Source organism: Mucilaginibacter sp. SJ, assembly GCF_028993635.1.
In the GTDB taxonomy this organism is placed as follows: Bacteria; Bacteroidota; Bacteroidia; order Sphingobacteriales; family Sphingobacteriaceae; genus Mucilaginibacter.
Genome location: NZ_CP118631.1, coordinates 6,632,103 through 6,649,055 on the forward strand (window position 1 = coordinate 6,632,103; position 16,953 = coordinate 6,649,055).

General features: G+C 41.8%; 12 protein-coding genes. 6 read left to right on the forward strand and 6 right to left on the reverse strand.

Features of this window, described 5'->3' with window-relative positions; all coding sequences use genetic code 11:
• Positions 1–38: 38 nt before the first annotated feature.
• Positions 39–4,124 carry a hybrid sensor histidine kinase/response regulator transcription factor gene (locus MusilaSJ_RS27210; protein WP_274987886.1) on the reverse strand — a complete coding sequence of 1,362 codons (4,086 nt, stop codon included), beginning with the start codon at positions 4,122–4,124 and terminating at the stop codon, positions 39–41.
• A 347-nt stretch (positions 4,125–4,471) separates the two neighbouring features.
• On the opposite strand from MusilaSJ_RS27210, the gene MusilaSJ_RS27215 reads away from it, so the two are divergent.
• From MusilaSJ_RS27215 to MusilaSJ_RS27225, 3 genes are all read left to right on the forward strand, one after another.
• On the forward strand, positions 4,472–5,329 hold the full coding sequence (locus MusilaSJ_RS27215) for a 3-keto-disaccharide hydrolase (protein WP_274987887.1): 858 nt from the start codon (positions 4,472–4,474) through the stop codon (positions 5,327–5,329).
• 162 nt (positions 5,330–5,491) lie between these two features.
• Complete coding sequence (locus tag MusilaSJ_RS27220) at positions 5,492–8,056, forward strand: DUF7133 domain-containing protein (protein ID WP_274987888.1); 2,565 nt, start codon at positions 5,492–5,494, stop codon at positions 8,054–8,056.
• 122 nt (positions 8,057–8,178) lie between these two features.
• The gene (locus tag MusilaSJ_RS27225) at positions 8,179–8,541 is read left to right on the forward strand and encodes a VOC family protein (RefSeq protein ID WP_274987889.1); all 363 of its coding nucleotides are present in this window, start codon (positions 8,179–8,181) and stop codon (positions 8,539–8,541) included.
• A gap of 6 nt (positions 8,542–8,547) precedes the next feature.
• Here MusilaSJ_RS27225 and MusilaSJ_RS27230 read toward each other — a convergent pair whose 3' ends face one another.
• Positions 8,548–10,236: a DUF3863 domain-containing protein gene (locus MusilaSJ_RS27230; RefSeq protein ID WP_274987890.1), complete on the reverse strand. Its 1,689-nt coding sequence runs from the start codon at positions 10,234–10,236 to the stop codon at positions 8,548–8,550.
• Between the two features lie 180 nt (positions 10,237–10,416).
• Here MusilaSJ_RS27230 and MusilaSJ_RS27235 point away from each other — a divergent pair, with 180 nt between their 5' ends.
• On the forward strand, positions 10,417–10,623 hold the full coding sequence (locus MusilaSJ_RS27235; RefSeq protein WP_274987891.1) for a hypothetical protein: 207 nt from the start codon (positions 10,417–10,419) through the stop codon (positions 10,621–10,623).
• A gap of 258 nt (positions 10,624–10,881) precedes the next feature.
• Positions 10,882–11,436 (forward strand): hypothetical protein, encoded by a 555-nt coding sequence (locus MusilaSJ_RS27240; RefSeq protein ID WP_274987892.1) that lies wholly within the window; start codon positions 10,882–10,884, stop codon positions 11,434–11,436.
• Here MusilaSJ_RS27240 and MusilaSJ_RS27245 read toward each other — a convergent pair whose 3' ends face one another.
• Both MusilaSJ_RS27245 and MusilaSJ_RS27250 read right to left on the reverse strand, forming a co-directional pair.
• Positions 11,437–11,685 carry a hypothetical protein gene (locus tag MusilaSJ_RS27245; RefSeq protein WP_274987893.1) on the reverse strand — a complete coding sequence of 83 codons (249 nt, stop codon included), beginning with the start codon at positions 11,683–11,685 and terminating at the stop codon, positions 11,437–11,439.
• A gap of 124 nt (positions 11,686–11,809) precedes the next feature.
• Positions 11,810–12,745 carry a DUF5996 family protein gene (locus tag MusilaSJ_RS27250; RefSeq protein WP_274987894.1) on the reverse strand — a complete coding sequence of 312 codons (936 nt, stop codon included), beginning with the start codon at positions 12,743–12,745 and terminating at the stop codon, positions 11,810–11,812.
• A gap of 272 nt (positions 12,746–13,017) precedes the next feature.
• Here MusilaSJ_RS27250 and MusilaSJ_RS27255 point away from each other — a divergent pair, with 272 nt between their 5' ends.
• The gene (locus MusilaSJ_RS27255; protein WP_274987895.1) at positions 13,018–14,190 is read left to right on the forward strand and encodes a CehA/McbA family metallohydrolase; all 1,173 of its coding nucleotides are present in this window, start codon (positions 13,018–13,020) and stop codon (positions 14,188–14,190) included.
• A gap of 248 nt (positions 14,191–14,438) precedes the next feature.
• On the opposite strand, the gene MusilaSJ_RS27260 is transcribed toward MusilaSJ_RS27255, so the two are convergent.
• Together MusilaSJ_RS27260 and MusilaSJ_RS27265 are read right to left on the reverse strand one after the other, a co-directional pair.
• A complete protein-coding gene (locus MusilaSJ_RS27260) occupies positions 14,439–15,476 on the reverse strand; it encodes a DUF1735 domain-containing protein (protein WP_274987896.1) in 1,038 nt (345 codons plus the stop codon).
• A gap of 22 nt (positions 15,477–15,498) precedes the next feature.
• Positions 15,499–16,932: a SusD/RagB family nutrient-binding outer membrane lipoprotein gene (locus MusilaSJ_RS27265; protein WP_274987897.1), complete on the reverse strand. Its 1,434-nt coding sequence runs from the start codon at positions 16,930–16,932 to the stop codon at positions 15,499–15,501.
• Positions 16,933–16,953: the final 21 nt, after the last annotated feature.

Genomic DNA, 16,953 nt, shown 5'->3' on the forward strand with positions numbered 1-16,953 from the left:
GCTGATGTTTCTTCTTCCCAACTTTGTACAATTGATATTTAATTTACCGGAGGTTTTTCAAACTCGATTAAGCGATAGGAGACCTGGAAATTTGCCCGATGTTTCCTGATAAATTCCGATGGATTGACGCCGAATTGTTTGTTAAATTGTTCCCTGAAATATTTGATATCGCTGATGCCCACCTGTATTGCCGCCTCATTGATATTACAATTGGTTTGGATCAGGAGCTCGGCGGCTTTACGCAGGCGAACAAACCTGATAAAGTTATTGATAGACTGACCGGTAGTGCTTTTGATCCTTTTAAATAATGTTGGGTAGCTAATGCCGACTGCATCGGCCAGGGCATAAACATCAAAATTATCGCTGTTGAAATTTTGCTCAATAACAGCAATACAGTTGTTAAGCAGGTCTTTATTTTCCCGCGAAATATTAATGGCTATGTTTTCCTTCGTAACCTCCTTATAAAAATATTGCTGAAGTTTGGTTTTATTCCTCAATACACTTTTAACCCTTGCTGTGAGCAAGTCTTTATCAAATGGTTTTCGCAGAAAGTCTATTGCGCCTTGTTCAAGGCTTTTAACCATAATATCGGGTGTGGTATCGCCGGTGAGCAAAATAACCGGGATATGCTTTATGGCCGCATCTTCCATAATCATTTTACATAAATCCAAACCGTTTATTCCGTCCATTACAATATCGCTGATGATTAGATCAGGTATGTATTTTTTAATCAGCTCAAGACCGGTTGCTCCATCTTTTGCTTCAAGAACTAAATAGTCGGCAAAAAATATTTTTTTGATATATGTCCTTATCTGTTCATTATCGTCAATAACGACGAGGGTATGCTTTTCCTGGCTAAACAGTTCAAGCTTTTGCAATTCACTATTTTCTTCAACCAGGTCTTTACTGTCATGATCTATAAGGTCATTTACAAAATTATAGTCAGGAGCTGTTACAATATTTATCTCCTCGGCCGAGAAGTGTTTTATTCCTTTCGATAGCTTTAAGGTAAAGGTTGTTCCTCCATTTTTATTATTTAAATAATTTATCGTGCCCTTATGACAATCAATAAACACTTTAACCAGGTACAAACCGATACCAAAGCCCTTTTTGAAGTAATTATTATCCTTTACCTGATAAAATTTATCAAACAGTTTTTCGCCGGTGTCGGTATTGATACCAATGCCATTATCTGTTATTTTAAAGTAAACATGTGTGTCATCTTCTTCTACAAAAATCTTGATGGTGCCATGATCTGGTGTAAACTTAACCGCGTTCGAAATAAGGTTAAACAATGAGATCTCTATTTTTTCGACATCGGCAAATACCGTGATATTCCTGCTGGTTGTTTCAATGTTAAAATTCAGGTTTTTGATTTTAGCCTGATGTGCAAAGCATGAAAATACCTCTTCGCATACCCGCACAAAATTTATCTCACTTATATTTAACTGCGCGTTTTCACTTTCAGTTTTGCGAAACAGCAGTAAGTGATCTACTAATCCTAATAAGCGGCGGGCATTTCTATATACCGTATTTAGCTCGTCCGAATGGCTTTTATTTTTGTCCAGCAGATCTTTGATAGGATTAATGATCAGCGTAAGCGGCGTTCTGAACTCGTGCGAAACATTAGTAAAAAAAGCGAGCTTCTTTTCATTCAGCTCTTTTTCCTTTTCAATCTTTAAGTTGGCCAGGTTAATTTCAAATTTAAGTTTTGCCTGCTTTACCCGGTATAGGAAATAAAGGTATATTATCCCAAAGATAATAATCAGGTATACTCCGTAGGCCCACAACGTTCTGTACCATGGCGGAAACACAATAACTTTAACACTGATCTGTTTCGGCATCCAGTTTCCCCGCGTATCTGTAGCTTTGATCCTGAGCCTGTAGCAGCCTTCATTTAAATGGCTGTAATAGGCAGATTTGGTTTTACCCACATAGTTCCACCCGTGGTCCCAACCCTCAAGATAATAAGCATATTCAATTTTATCCGGAAACGAATATTCAAGCGCCGTGTAATGAACGGTAAGCGCAGCCTGTTCATAATTAAGGCGGATTGTTTTGAGATCGGCTACAGATTGGTTTTTTAGCAATTCACTGGAACCATCGGTTTCTAAATTGTCAATTTTCAGGCCGGTTATGCGAAGATCAGGCCTATGGTCTGTTACCAATATGCTGTCCGGATTAAAAATGTTATATCCATTAATCCCTCCAAAAGCCATACTGCCCGATTGAAACCGGATAGCTGCGTTGTAATTAAATTGGAGGCTTTGCAAACCGTCAGAAACAATATAATTTGTAAACTTGTTTTTTACCGGGGAAAACCTGCTTAAACCATTGTAAGTACTACACCATAGGTTTTCTTTATTGTCGATAAGGATGTTAAGGATTGAATTACCCGGTAAACCATTGGCCTTGGTATACCTTACGTAGCTCATATCAGGGAGGTTGAATTTTAGCAATCCGCCCCCTTCTGTTCCAACCCATAAATGGTTTGAATTATCTGCTGTGATGGTTCTTATGCCATAGCCCACATTAAAAAAACGATGAGCCTTCTTAATTGTATCTATTTTAATGAGCTGGGTGTAATTACCGGCCCATAAGTTTCCATTACTGTCTTCAAATATAGCGTGTATGTTAACCAGGTTTTCATCAAATAGTTCAAAGCGGTCATTCTTTCGGTTATAAAGATATAATGGGCCGCCCCTCGTAGTACCTGCCCATAAATGGTGCCTGGAATCTTCAAAAAGTTTCCATAGGTTTCTATCGGTTGTTTGAGTTAATGTATTATAACAGTTGTAATGCTTGAATTTGCCGGTAGCTTTGCTAAACTCGTCAATACCGCCGTTGAAAGAAGCCACCCATATTTTATTATCGAAGGTTTTAAGTATGCTTACAATAAAATCGGTACTTAAGCCCCCGCCGGTTGATGCATGGGTATAGCCGGTGTATGAATTATTTTTAATGTCCCAGTAAGAAAGCCCGCCGCCATCAGTGCCTATCCATAGGTTATGCTTTTCATCTTCGCAAAAGGAAAGAATAAAATTATTGATCACACTGTTTTTGTTGAAGGGATCATTGTTAAAAAGTGCAAATGGCTTTTTAAAATTGTCCACCACGCTAACCCCGCCGCGCAGGGTTGCTATCCACTTTCTTGATTCCCTGTCATGAAAAACCGCGGTAACAGCTCCGCTACGCAATGAGCCCGCTTTATTGCCGTTGGTAATAAAAGTTAATTTGCCATTATCTGGATTTAAAATATTGATACCGCCACCATCGGTAGCTATCCAGATATTACCCTTTTCGTCGAAACTTAAATTGGATATGTTATCGCTTGTAAGTTTATCAATAACGGGATAAAACCTGTTGATAGCTTGTGTTTTACTGTTAAATATAAATAAGCCGTTTTCAGTGCCAATCCAAAGGTTGCCCACTTTATCTGTAAGCAGGCAGCTGGCACTGTTAAGTTGAGTATTCATGATATTTATACGCCCGGATTTTGGATCATATAAACCCAGCCCCCGGTTTTTTACAAATACCCAAACGCCTGCCCGGGTTGGGCATAATGCTTTTACGCTATAATTATATTGGTTGGTGAGTCTCGTTTGCAGGTAAAGTTTCCTGGTTTTGTCATATCTCAATAATCCCAGCTCATCCGTTCCTATATATATACTACTGTCCTTATCGGTTACAATAACATTTATATTTGAAGTTATTTTTAATCGGCGCCCGCTGTTGTGCTCCCGGAAATATTCCGGATAAAAATAAGAGTCGGGGTAATTATAAAAAACAAGCCCGCGTTGTGTGCCTATCAGTATTTTGTTACCAACACCGTTTAAGGCACTTATATGATTGTAGGGGAGGGATTTGTTGTTGTTCCACTCGTTTCTGTAGACCTTAAATTCATCACTGTCATACCGGTTTAAGCCATCATAAGTGCCCATCCACATAAAACCATATTGATCCTGGTAGAGAGATGTAACTGCATTATTGGACAGTCCGTTTTCGATACCAAGATACCGCACGGGCTGTCCGGCTGTGAAACCAAAAACATTTAGGTAAACGAAAAGGAACAGGCAACTAAAGTATATTTTCGGATTTAAGATGTTATTTATCCTACTATGCATTATAAATTATTAGTTAATAATTGGTAAGTAAAAATATCAAAATGATTTACAAAAGTGTCTCGTTTTTTAATCCAAGTGATAATGTTACAAAGCAAGGGCAGGGGTAGTGTTGAGGGTGCTATTTTGAGTATATGTCTACAAGTTAATTGCTTCTATACTACCAGATAGTTTTCTGTATCTTGATTTTTACCGGCAATTTATTTTACCCCCTTAAATTTAGGGCTTTACCCCCTTTTTTTCTAATTCAATTACTGCATTTTTGATCAGCAGCCGGTTAAACCTATATAGCGATCTGCTTTTTATTTTTCGGGCAATAAGCTAATAGTTAGATAATCAAAAAATTGGTCATGATAAAGCGCGGATTCACTTTTTCGACACTGAATGTTTTATTTTTAATAAGCCTCGCCATATTACTGGCGTTTAAACGCCCGGACTCAAAATTTAAAGTTAAGTGGGAACAGCTTTTTAACGGAAAGGATTTAACGGATTGGACTGTTAAAATCAGGAAACATCAGTTAAATGAAAATTTTGGTAACACCTTCAGGGTTGTTGATCATAAGATCCAGGTAAATTATGATCAATATGAAAAATTTGATGACCAGTTTGGGCATTTGTTTTACAAAAAGCCTTTTTCTTATTACCTGATAGGTGTGGAGTATCGTTTCACAGGTAACCAGGTAAAAGGTGGCCCCGCATGGGCGTTCCGCAACAGCGGAATTATGATACACGGGCAGGATCCTAAAACTATGAAGGTAGACCAGGATTTTCCAATATCCATTGAGGTTCAGTTATTGGGCGGCAACGGTAAAGATAAACGGCCGACCGCGAACGTGTGCACCCCCGGTACACAGTACGTTTTAAATAACTCGGTTGTTAAAAGTCATTGCCTGGATTCAAAATCGGAAACCTTTCATGGCGATCAATGGGTTAGGGTGGAGGCTCTTGTTTTGGGCGATTCGCTGGTGGTACATTATGTAAATGGAGAAGAAGTGTTACGTTACCAGCGTCCGCAATTAGATCCCGTTGGCAGCGCAGAGGAAGGTGCGTTGTTAAAAAGCGGTACAATTTCCCTGCAAAGCGAAAGCCATCCAGTTGAGTTTAGGAAAGTTGAAATTGTTAATCTTGAAAAATACGCGTATGATCCTCAGAAATTAGCCGACGTAATTAAGCAGTTAACCGCTGAGAAACGGATTCCTAAACAATAAATAAAATAAAAAGACTAATTTGACTGCCTTTTACCTGTATAATTAAAAATAACAATGTTAAAGTTTTCCTTAACCCTATTCCTCTGTTTATCTTTCTTTTTGACGTTCAAATATTTTGCAAATACCCGCAGTAACGAAGCGGGACCCACTAAACCAAATACTTTGGCTTCAATACGAGGACAAAGTCATTCTAAGAGCGATTCGCTCCATTGGCCAGCCGGCTTTACAATCACCAGGTTTGCCGGACCTGAGCTTACACCAAGTCCGGCTTGTTTAGCTGTGGCTGCCACAGGCGAGGTGTTTGTTGGCGTTGATATGATTGGTTCGCTGGGTAAAGATCCCGGGAAAGGGCGGATAATTAAACTTATCGATAGCGATAATGATGGCAAGTTAGATAAGCATACAGATTTTGCTGATGTTGATGATCCGCGCGGTATACTCATCATGGGCGACCAGGTTTTTGTGCTCCATACAGTTTTTTCAAAAGAAACACTTAAGGCAACCGGTATGATCCTTGAAGTTTTTGAAGATAAAGATCATGATGGCATAGCCGACGGGCCGCCAAAACCACTCGTCGAACACCTGAGTAATGCTCACATGCTGGTTGAACGCGGAACAGACCATGCAACTAATGGCATCCGTATGGGGATTGATGGATGGATCTACATAGCTGTTGGCGATTTCGGCTTTCATGATGCTACCGACCGCGATGGTAAAAAACTGACCATGCTTGGCGGCGGCATTATAAGGGTAAGGCCTAATGGCAAAGAAATGGAGGTTTATACTCACGGTACCCGCAATATTTATGATGTTGCCATAGATCCGTACATGAATGTATTTACCCGAGACAATACCAATGATGGCGGTGGCTGGAACATCCGTTTTTCGCATCATATTCAATCGGGCGAATATGGTTACCCCTTATTATTTCAGCATTTTACAGATGAGATTCTGCCCGCCCTGGTTGATTTGGGCGGCGGTTCAGGCACAGGTTCGCTGTTTATGGATGAACCTACCTGGCCCGAAAAATATAACCATGTACCTATGACGGCCGACTGGGGACGGAGCGAACTTTATATTAATAGGGTAAAACCAGATGGTGCCAGTTTTAAACAAACTGAGGAACCGTTTATTGAACTACCCCAGATCACTGATCTGGATGTTGATGGTTCGGGGCGGCTTTATCTTTCAGCCTGGGATGGCGCGGGATATTCGGGCAGTGCATCAAAGGGCTATGTTATCAGGGCCATACCTAATGGATGGAACTATAAAGCATTTCCTGATGTTAAAGCGCTGGCCGTAGCTGATTTGGCCAATATGTTAAAATCAGAAAGCGCAGTGGCGAGATTAAATGCTTCACAGGAACTTATTACAAGACCGGCTGACGAAAGCAGCAAGGCAGCTTTTGCCATAGCATCAGATGCAAGTGTTGCTTTATATGCACGGGTGGCTGCTCTTTTTACTTACGGACAAATTGCCCGGGAGAGCGGAATAGCTAACCTTGTACAACTTACGGAGGATAATGCTCTGAGGGAATTTGCATTACGAGCCTTAACAGACAGGAAAGAAGGAATAGCACAAGTGCCAATAGCTCCCTTTTTGAACGGGCTGAAAGATCCGTCTCCACGCGTGAAGGCTGCGGCAATTATAGGTTTGGGTCGTCTTGGCCGTTTAGAAGCAACTTCTGAATTACTTAAAACACAAGTTCCTGCAAGTTTTGCAGCGCCTGCTAAAAATACCGAAGGACCACATGCCACGCCAAATTCGGCCATAATACTGCCCCACCTGGCTGTGAGGGCACTTGTAAGCATGAATGCGGTTGATGCATGCGTTAGTGCAATTGGAACTACCAATTCGACATTAGCATTATGGGCATTGCGGTATATGTACGATACTAAAGCGGTAAATGGTTTGATTGCTGCTTACCCCAAAATCAAAGATGTAAAAACAAAGAAACAAATATTGGTAACCCTGGCACGCCTTTATAAGCAGGAAGCTCCTTATGATGCATCCTGGTGGTGGGGAACCCGGCCCGATTCACATGGCCCTATTTACAAAGGTATAACCTGGGAAGGCTCAGCTCGTATCGAAAAATTCCTGACGCTTGAACGGAGCAAAGCAGGCCCTGCAGGCAAAAAATTTTATGCTGATTTGAATGAGCGTCATCAAATGGGGATCATGGCGTTTGGCGGTGAAGAAAAAAGTGTTCCAGCAAAAGAGGTTAAAGTAGACTTGTCAAAGATCCTGAACAAAAAAGGGCAGATCGGCAATTCGTCTATTGAAGATGTGATGTTAATGTTAGCCAAAGTTAAGGGAGATCCAAAAAAAGGGAAGGCACTATTTACACAGCAAGGTTGTGTAGCCTGCCATAGCCTTACACGCGGCGAAAAATTAAAAGGGCCGTTTATGGGCCAGATCGGATCTATCATGAACCGCCAGCAAATTGCCGAATCCATCTTAAAACCCAGCGCTTCCATTTCGCAGGGATTTGCCACTGTTATGATTACAGCTAAAGGCAATAAAAACTATATGGGATTTATTACAGATGAGTCGGCCCAAAAAATAGTGATGAGAAACATTACCGGGGATATATTTACTATTAAATCAAGCGATGTGCTTACCCGGAAAGAGTTGAAAACATCTATGATGCCTGTAGGGCTTGCCAATGCATTATCATATGATGAATTTGCCTCATTGGTTACTTTTCTATCTCAACAAAAAAATTGACATTAAAAGCGAATTAATTAGTTATTTGAAAATCAATGGCCATGAAGTATCTTGGTATCTAGTTAACCTGCAATCTGCGTTATGTTTACGTAGATTGCAGGTTGAAATCTAAAGCCACAAATATGCAACACAAAGCTATATCGCTCAGGCCGTTCATCGGTGCAAAAGATTTTGAAACCTCTCGCAGTTTTTATCGTGACCTGGGTTTTGAGGAGGTTGTGTTGGATCCTAATATGTCGGTGTTCAAGTTAGGTCAACTGGCATTTTATCTGCAAAAAGCATATGTTAAAGATTGGATAGATAATACCATGCTGTTTTTGGAAGTTGATGATGTGGCCCGTTACTGGAACGAGCTGTTAGCTTTGGATTTACCTTCCAAATATGCCGGCGTAAGATTAACCCCAGTCCGCGTGGAGCAATGGGGGAGGGAATGTTTTTTACACGATCCCTCCGGGATCCTTTGGCATTTTGGCGAATTTTTTTAATAAACCTTAATTCTTTTTGATTGCCGACAGATCAAAAGCAATTGTATTAGCCTGCGGCTTTAATCTGAATACTGTTCCATTCCCCGGTTCGGAAAACGTGCCTTTTGTGGCCTTGAAGACGTATTGAATTCCCTCAAAGCTGCAACTGATTTGTTTATTTTGGATGGCCTCGAAAGGAAGCTTCGCTCCGGAAGCTATGGTCATATCAAAATACCAGTTATCAACCTGCGTACTTACCAGTTTCATTGATAATTGTTTTTCGTTAAGGTCGATTTCAAATGTACCTTTTACGGATGTTAGCGGCCATGATATGTGCAGGCTGCCCGATCCGGGGTGGGTATAAACGGGATCTTTACCTGCTAACAAAACTTCTTTACCGTTCATCATTGCTTTAAGCCTTAATCCGGCTATCTGATCGGGCTTGCTCCAAATGTAGCCGTCTATCACCGGTAAGGTAAAAAAGGTACATTCGTTTGATGTGGCAACATTCTTAGTGTAAACAGATGGAAAGCTTTCATCAAAAAGATGAAGGTCGCGAACGCGTAGGTTACCTTTTTCCCATAACAGGTTAATGCGGTAAAAGCGGCTGTTAAACCACACCGTTTTTAAATCGCTTTCGCCAAGGTCATGACTTACTGTGAATGATGTGGCAGGCGTTACTTTGTATTGTTTTTTGAACCAGCGGCCTGATGTTTCCATGGTTTCCACTCTAATCTTGCGCTCATCCCGCAAACGGGCTATTAAGGGCATCTGAATCTCAAAGCCTTTAGCCATGGCATCCCATGTGAAGGAGTTTTCCTGGCCGGCCTGCGTATAATTAAAGCCGAGTGCTTTATCCTCCGTAAATGATTTAAAGAACCAGTTCACCCAGTCGGCATCGCCGCCGCCAAATTTGTAAACAGGCTCTAATGTCACAACACCCTGACGCGTTGTGCCAAGTCCATTATCATATTGCCTTATTGGGTCGCTGCCCAGCATTCTGAAAATAGGTACCGGGATCTGGTTAACCGCATTTTGGGCGGGCATGTATGAGTTGATCTTGCTGGGGTAGTAAGCCTGGTTCCAGTAACCTCCCCACAGGGTGTAGCCATCAGTACCATATTGGTCTTTACAGTTGGCCGATGCTACAATATGGTACTTTTGGTATATGTACTCCAGGCTGTAGCTGTCAATAAACCATGATGCAACAGATTTTGGATAATAACCAAAGATCTTTTTAAAATCGGCCATATAAACATCAATTAGTTTTTTGCGCTCTTTTGGCGTGTAACCGGTAGAGAAGCCGATGTTTGCGCGCCAGTCCCAGGGATAACGGCCGCGCCATTTTAATCCTGCTTTTTCAACCTGTGGTTGAGGGATTTCCCACCATGCTCCGATCTCGAATAAATTATGTGGTAAGGCTTTTAATAATTTTTGATACCGCGGATCAATCAGCGCATCGTACTGTAACAGGAAAGTACCTCCAAGCTTGTATCTTTTCATGATCTCCACCTGCTTTACAACAGTTTGATACAATACATCCCTGGTAATCGCCGAATCGCGCGGCTCAAGCAGGCGAATGAAGTTAACGATGTTAACTATCCTTGACGTTGAGGGCTCTTTGACAGGGTGAGTCTGGCCGTAGGAGGCGTGACAAAGTGAGCTTAATATACAGAGGCAAAGAATAGTGAATCTGAAGCAGCGTATGTTTTTCATTGAAGTGAATGATGCAAATTGAGTAAACAAGAGCAATGAAACTACCCCTGCTTGATTTTATGTAAAGCTTATACTGGCATACTAAGCTATTTATAACAAAAAACTCAACTGTCCCCATCTGTCTGTTTCGTATGATCAGGGGCTTCTACGGGTAACCCTGGATGGGATATCGGATGTCATTTGGACGGCGCCATTAATGCCTTATTATTCTTCAACCGCTTTCATCGTGAATATGTCACTGTAATATTTGCGATTGGCATAGCCCAGCAGCAGGTTAGGTACTACAACTGTAACACCATAAGCTATCCGGATGGTACTAAAAATGTATACAACGGCAATACATTTAAACTGATCGGGAATAATACCACGGCCGAAAATGGCGCATAACGGTTAAACATCAATGACAGTCCGTCCGCTATCTGTATCACCTTTTGCATGGGATAAAAATATCCCGTAGCTTTTAAATTTGCTATAAACGCCCTGGCCACACTTTGAAAATATATGAGTGGTTAATCAATCTTGCAGCTTGATGTCATTACTCTGCCGGCACCTAATAAGGTTTAAGTGAGAGCGTTTTAATGTCTATTTAGTTGATTTTGTATGAATTACGCCGAATTTAGTTTAAATTAGGTTAAAAGTACCCGTATGGAAAACTTCTGGCAGGAAAAAAAGGAGTGGCTCAATAAATTGACCCCGGAAGATGCAAAGTTCATATTTGAACAGGCCGAAAAATCATATAACTACACCATAGAAACGGCAAAGGGTATTTACGAGCGATCAAATGGGTTATTAACCCTGGTTTCAGGTGTTTTAATTGGCCTCGTGGCTTATGCTATCGGGAAATGGAAGGATACACCCCACCTGGATAGCTTGTTATTTACAGCAATTGTAGGGATCTTTTATTTTTTGATAGTAGGTTTAATGTTTGTATTGCAAGGCTTAACACCAAGTGAATATCTTTTGCCAGGTACAAATCCAAAAGTATACTTTGACAAGGCATTTTTCCATAAGGACATTGCTGATAATGAAAGGATCCTGAGGTTTTACAAAGTTGAGATCATCAATTATCAGGAACGGATTGAGCAAAACACGAAGAAAAACGATTACAGATGGAATATTTACGTGCTTTGTTTACGGGCAATATTTTTTTCGCCCATAGTTATGGGGATGGCTTTTGCTATCTCAACTATAGCTTCCTGACTATTCCGATCCCAGGTAATCCGCCTGATCAGACGATGACAGGTCGTTATCATCCCATAAACCGGGTGTGCCTATATCTCCTTCCAAATAAGGCTCGCTGTCTTCGGCAGCCGGCATAGCCTCATCAAGGTTAATATCTGACCTGCCTACACGCCCCTTGCCTGATGTTTTGATATCCCAGATATCAGGGATATTTCCACTGTCTTCTTCAGGGGCAGGGGTTTCGTCAGGATCTGGAAATTGGCTCATAATCAAATAATTATTGCTAAATAAAGTTAACTTATAATTTGCATAATAGCAAATTGAAATGTATTTCCAGGCTCTTGAAACCGCTTCCTCAGCGCCAGTCGAAAGAGTCTCCTCAATATTTACCTCATGCGTTCTTTAACGCTGATAGATCGCATTGCAGATCTTTATCCCAATTCCCCGTTTTAGCCGCGGCGTCATAGGTGGATTGCAAAAATTGAAGCAAAGTCCGTTCGGGGTCGGCCGATCCGGAAACAACTTCGTAGGTCAATAAAAATTCACCCATTTCCCCGCTGTAAAATGCTTCGGGAGGCGATACCTGCTGTTTGGCAAAATCTTCGGGAGTTGGGTAGCAATACGCATAAAAAACAGGATGAGGGAAAGCATCCGAGCCCGGCCAAAAGCCGCATGAGCTAACTTCCTGCGAATAAGCTTCCTGCATTACTATTGCGGGCATATTCGGAACACTGCCCTGGTGTTTTGGTGCAGGCCTGCCCGAAAAGCGGGTGACTGCCAGGTCAAATCCTCCCCAAAAGAAATGCACCGGGCTGTTTTTACCCTGAAACCCTGCCCTGAATTCGGTGAAAACATTATGGATCCTTACCAGTGCCTGCCAGTAATCATGCATAATGGATGCGTTATAATTACACGGCGTGTGATTTTCGGCAAAAGGAATAGCCGGCTCCACTTCATTCGGCACTGCATATATTTCTACACCTGCATTAACTGAAGCAATGCTGTCCATCAGGGAACTGTAAAAGGTGGACACACTTCCGGTACCGAGCCCGAACAATCGTTTTTCTCCGGTACTGGTGGATATATTCAGGGTATGACTGATAAAATCAAGATCGATCTGGAAAACGCCGCCCTCAAATGGCATACTTCCGGTAGTTAGGCCGGTTGAACTTACATAAAGGGTTACCTGCCATGAATGATTGATCCAGGGCATTTGTTTTAATCTTACCTTACCAATGATTTGAGTCCACATGTGAACACTTGCAAGAGTATCTTTAAGATCATGGTAATCGAGCCTGGGCCAGCGTGTTGTTGTCGGGTTGCTCATAGGTATAATTTGTTGAGTTAAATCGCTTAATCCTAAATTACAAATGTTTTCTGGGATGTTAGCTTTATTTTCAGTCAAATAAAAATTAAAACGCACCCCTCAATTTTTGCGTCACTGTCACATTTTTATATCATTTGCAGTTGTTAACGGCCAGCTAACATAAGTGGGCTAAGTTGGCTGCCGAAAATATTACACAATAAAAAGATCGACAAAAATTACTTATGGTACTAAACACTAACAGGAAAGTTGGGCTGTTAATTAAAACCGGTTTAATGATTATGATTGCAGGTTGCGTCAGCGGTTCGGCATTGGGGCAATCGGCCCATGTAAATCCCTGGGCTCCCAAACCGTTGGGTACACTGCCGCCGCCGGCCAGTCTCAGTAAGGGTGTCTGGCTTAAAGGCGAACTACACATACACTCCAGGCATAGCAAGGAGTCATCAAATAATTCAATAAGCAAGATCATTGCTTTTTGCAAGTTGGCAGGGGTCGATTTCCTGGCTATTACCGATCACGATAATCATGTAGAAGGCGACGTAGCCCACAATACCTGGGCTGATCCGGAGTTTAAATCAGATTCGGTATTGCTGCTGTACGCGGCCGAATGGACAACTACCCGCGGCCATGGCAACGCCTTTTCGGCCAGGCCTTATGATCATCAACAGTTATTTGACGTGCGCGATCAGCGCGATACTGTGGTGGGGCGCATAAAAAATAAGCTGGGTATTCACCTGTCTGCAAACCATCCCAGCGGTAAAGATCATTTTGGGTATTCGTATGATATGGTTAATTCTATCGAGGTATGGAATTCGGCCATCTGGTCAAAAAATGCGAATGCAATCATGATCTGGGACGATATGCTGTCATCGGGTCGAAAGCTAACCGGCAGGGGAGGGAGTGATGCCCATCATGGCGTGCCCATAGGAGATGAGAGGCCGGGGCCAAATACTTACCAGGCAAAGGCCAACTATGCCGGAACGCCTACTACCTGGGTGTTTGCTACGGCGCGAACTAAACAAGCTGTTATTGACGCGTTAACCAACGGACGGGTATCTATAAGCTCAAATCCATATGCTCCCCGTGTTGAGTTTTATGCCGATTTAGATGCCGACGATAAAATGGATATGATGATGGGGGATAATGTGAAGGCAACTGGCAAGCCGGTTAAATTTAAGGTTAGGTTAACCGGAAACAGTATAAAGGATACTACCTACACAATCAATGTTGTAAAAAACGGCAATCCGTTTGGTACTTTTAAAATGGAAGGCAAAGCACCGGTGATTGAATTTACCGATACACCGGCAATAGCCAGCCGCACTTATTACCGGGTTACGGTTGAAGGGCCGTCTACACCTTACCCTCAGGTGCCGCAATCGGCAGCACTGAGCGGTAACATGGTAGGACTGTCAAACCCGATCTGCTTTAATTTTGATCCGGATTTCTGACAACCGAATATAATAGGGAAAACCGTACACGAGCTTACTGTGTACGGTTTCTTGTTGTAACTATTAACTAAAAGAACGAAGCTGCAGTTAAAAGTGTTGGTGTTTTGTAAATAATTATTAAAACGCCAATTCAATACGGATTTGTTTAGTTATAGGTAAGGTTAGTATTTATCGTCAATTATCGTGATGTTACAGGATATAAAAAGAGCCGCATTATGCAATGCAAAACGGCTCTTTTTTAAAGTTTTTTAACGCGAACCGATATATTTCCAAGTTTCAGTCCAGGTAGTTCTGATATATGGAGCAGCCGTGACTACACTGGGTTGTAACATATTATAAATAATATCAATTGTTTTAGTCCCAGGATCGTATGCATTTACACCAGATGGGTCTAATGCTGCAGATCTGGTATTAGATGCAGGCTGACCGTAGTAATTTGTAACAGCCGCTACTTTGTTGGTCGCAGGGTCAAATTCGATTATCAAGGCAAAACTACCATATTGACTATAGCTGGTTCCTGAACGGATAGGCATATAGTTACCTCCGAAGAAGTAATTATCATACACTTCGCATTTTGTAGCTGAGATGGTTCTTAGCTCAAATTGCATAGGAGCTGCAACGCCAGTTGTATTGGTTGAACTCGACAAAAATTCATTAATGTGCCCTAATGTCGAGTTGGTTTTGTCTACCATTGTACCGGTTATTTCATAAACACCATCCCATTTGTTTTTTACGCTGAAGAAAGCATACAATGTATCTTTGCTTGCAGCATGAACTCCCAAACCGTCGGTACCTGTTAGCTTATAGGCTAAGCCATACGTTTTTGAAAGATCGAGCTTACTGCCATCAAGTTTTATAATAAAGTCCTCTGCAAATGCTCCTGCAGCAAATTTAAAAGTCAGATCACCATTCGTGGCCTGCGTGGTGTTTGCATTACCGAGTGTATAATATGACTTTGGTAATAGTTCATAAGATGACCCATTTTTTTCATTGTATTTGGTAAGAGCATCTGGTAGGGATGTAAGTACAAAGGTTTGGGCTTTGTTTGACTCGGCTTGGTCTTTCGCGTCCTTTTTCAGTGTAAAGACATCAACTGTTTTGATGTTTGTGAATGGCTCAAAGAAAGTTGAGTTAACCATACCCCCGGGAAAACCAATTAGTGTTTTGCCATTATTGGCTGCCTGCCCTGTAACTTTATCGGCGGCAGTTTCTTTCCGGCAGCCTGAAAAAATAGCAACAGATGCGATACCGGCAACAAGCAGATATTTAAATATGTTCTTTTTCATGTTGTGTGTTAATTTTAATTAATTACTTAACGTCCCACCATACACGTGAATCCTGGCTGTCTCCGCCACTTAACCTGGCTACTGCAGCGGCCACGTTTTTGCCGTTGGTATTATACTCTGAAGTGGCATACACAAACCTCCTTACAATTTGTTTGGAAGTGTTAGTAGCGTCAGGGGCAGGAGTTAGTACAGGGTAACCGCTTTTTCTCCAAATGTCCCAGGCCATGTGCCCATCCGGATAACTTGCTACCCAGCGTTGAGTTGCAATTAGTTTGATATTGGGTGTAGTTATGTTATTGGCTGTTAGTAGGTTGTTGTAAAAAGCTGTAGCATTGGAAGTTACATTCCACTGGCTGAATGATTCGGTTAAGCCGTTTACAAAATCACTTGCTACTGTCTCGCCTGTGAGCCAACCTATGTTTACACCTTCGGCTCTTGCCAGCCATACCTCGGAAGCTGTGATCAAGGTTACTGATCCATTTTCAAGCCTGAAGTCGCCACGTAAAACACGAGCCCATTTTGGGTTAGCATCTGTAAAAGCAGTTACTGCTAACCGGGCCAAACCGTAAGGGACACCGATATTTGATGTTGTAACGTTACCCGCTTGCTCACTTTCGCCGCCAAAAGCTGCCTGGCGCGGATCGTTGGTGCTTGCCGTATAATCGGTAAGGGTTTTTGATTCGGCGAAATCCTTACGTCCGTTATATAAGTTCCACCATGCACTTTTGTAATTGCCACCCGGATATTTCAGAACAAAATTTTGATCTGTGCTAACTATAACTCCTGAAGCGACAGCTTCTTTTGCAGCCGCAGAAGCTATACTTGTTTCACTTGTTTTTGACATTTGAACAGCAATAAGCAGTTTAAGTGAGTTTGCCATTCTTTTCCATGACGCAACATCACCTCCATAAATAATGTCACCACTTATGGCTGATGCATCAAATGAGTTTATAGCAGATGTCAATGTGGTCAGCATTCCTTTATATATATCTTGCTGGGAATCGTATTTAGGCAATATATTGGCTGCGCCTTTTAATGCATCGCTGTAAGGAACATCACCCCACGAATCCGTTACAATCCAGAAAATATACTGTTGCAGTATTTTAGCAACATTAACCATATTTTTACTTGGGTTTTGGTTAATGATCAACTGCAGGTTGTTGAGATTACCGGCGTAATTGCCGGTAAAGCCGTTTTGGGGCAGGTTGTACAATGAAGTACCTGAATACTGCGTTTCAGTAAAATATTGAGCATACTGGCCACCGCTTATTGCCTCGGTACCAGTTGATGCATAACCACCCAAATTTGCCTCAACGTTTGATAACAAGGCTGAAGGGATAGGCGTTACTGTTGCTGCAGGATTGTTGTTTACGTCGCCAAAATCCTTTAGCTTATTGCAACCCGCGCCTAAAAAGGTGAACGCGCCTGCTAATGTATATAGATATATCTTTTTCATTTTTTCTTAGTCTAATAATCC

Excerpts from the sequence above, each read along its gene's own strand:
- MusilaSJ_RS27245 (WP_274987893.1), bottom strand. The coding sequence starts at position 11,685 with ATGAGCCAATTTCCAGATCCTGACGAAACCCCTGCCCCTGAAGAAGAC.
- MusilaSJ_RS27250 (WP_274987894.1), bottom strand. The coding sequence starts at position 12,745 with ATGAGCAACCCGACAACAACACGCTGGCCCAGGCTCGATTACCATGAT.
- MusilaSJ_RS27215 (WP_274987887.1), top strand. The coding sequence starts at position 4,472 with ATGATAAAGCGCGGATTCACTTTTTCGACACTGAATGTTTTATTTTTA.
- MusilaSJ_RS27225 (WP_274987889.1), top strand. The coding sequence starts at position 8,179 with ATGCAACACAAAGCTATATCGCTCAGGCCGTTCATCGGTGCAAAAGAT.
- MusilaSJ_RS27255 (WP_274987895.1), top strand. The coding sequence starts at position 13,018 with ATGATTATGATTGCAGGTTGCGTCAGCGGTTCGGCATTGGGGCAATCG.
- MusilaSJ_RS27230 (WP_274987890.1), bottom strand. The coding sequence starts at position 10,236 with ATGAAAAACATACGCTGCTTCAGATTCACTATTCTTTGCCTCTGTATA.
- MusilaSJ_RS27240 (WP_274987892.1), top strand. The coding sequence starts at position 10,882 with ATGGAAAACTTCTGGCAGGAAAAAAAGGAGTGGCTCAATAAATTGACC.
- MusilaSJ_RS27260 (WP_274987896.1), bottom strand. The coding sequence starts at position 15,476 with ATGAAAAAGAACATATTTAAATATCTGCTTGTTGCCGGTATCGCATCT.
- MusilaSJ_RS27265 (WP_274987897.1), bottom strand. The coding sequence starts at position 16,932 with ATGAAAAAGATATATCTATATACATTAGCAGGCGCGTTCACCTTTTTA.
- MusilaSJ_RS27210 (WP_274987886.1), bottom strand. The coding sequence starts at position 4,124 with ATGCATAGTAGGATAAATAACATCTTAAATCCGAAAATATACTTTAGT.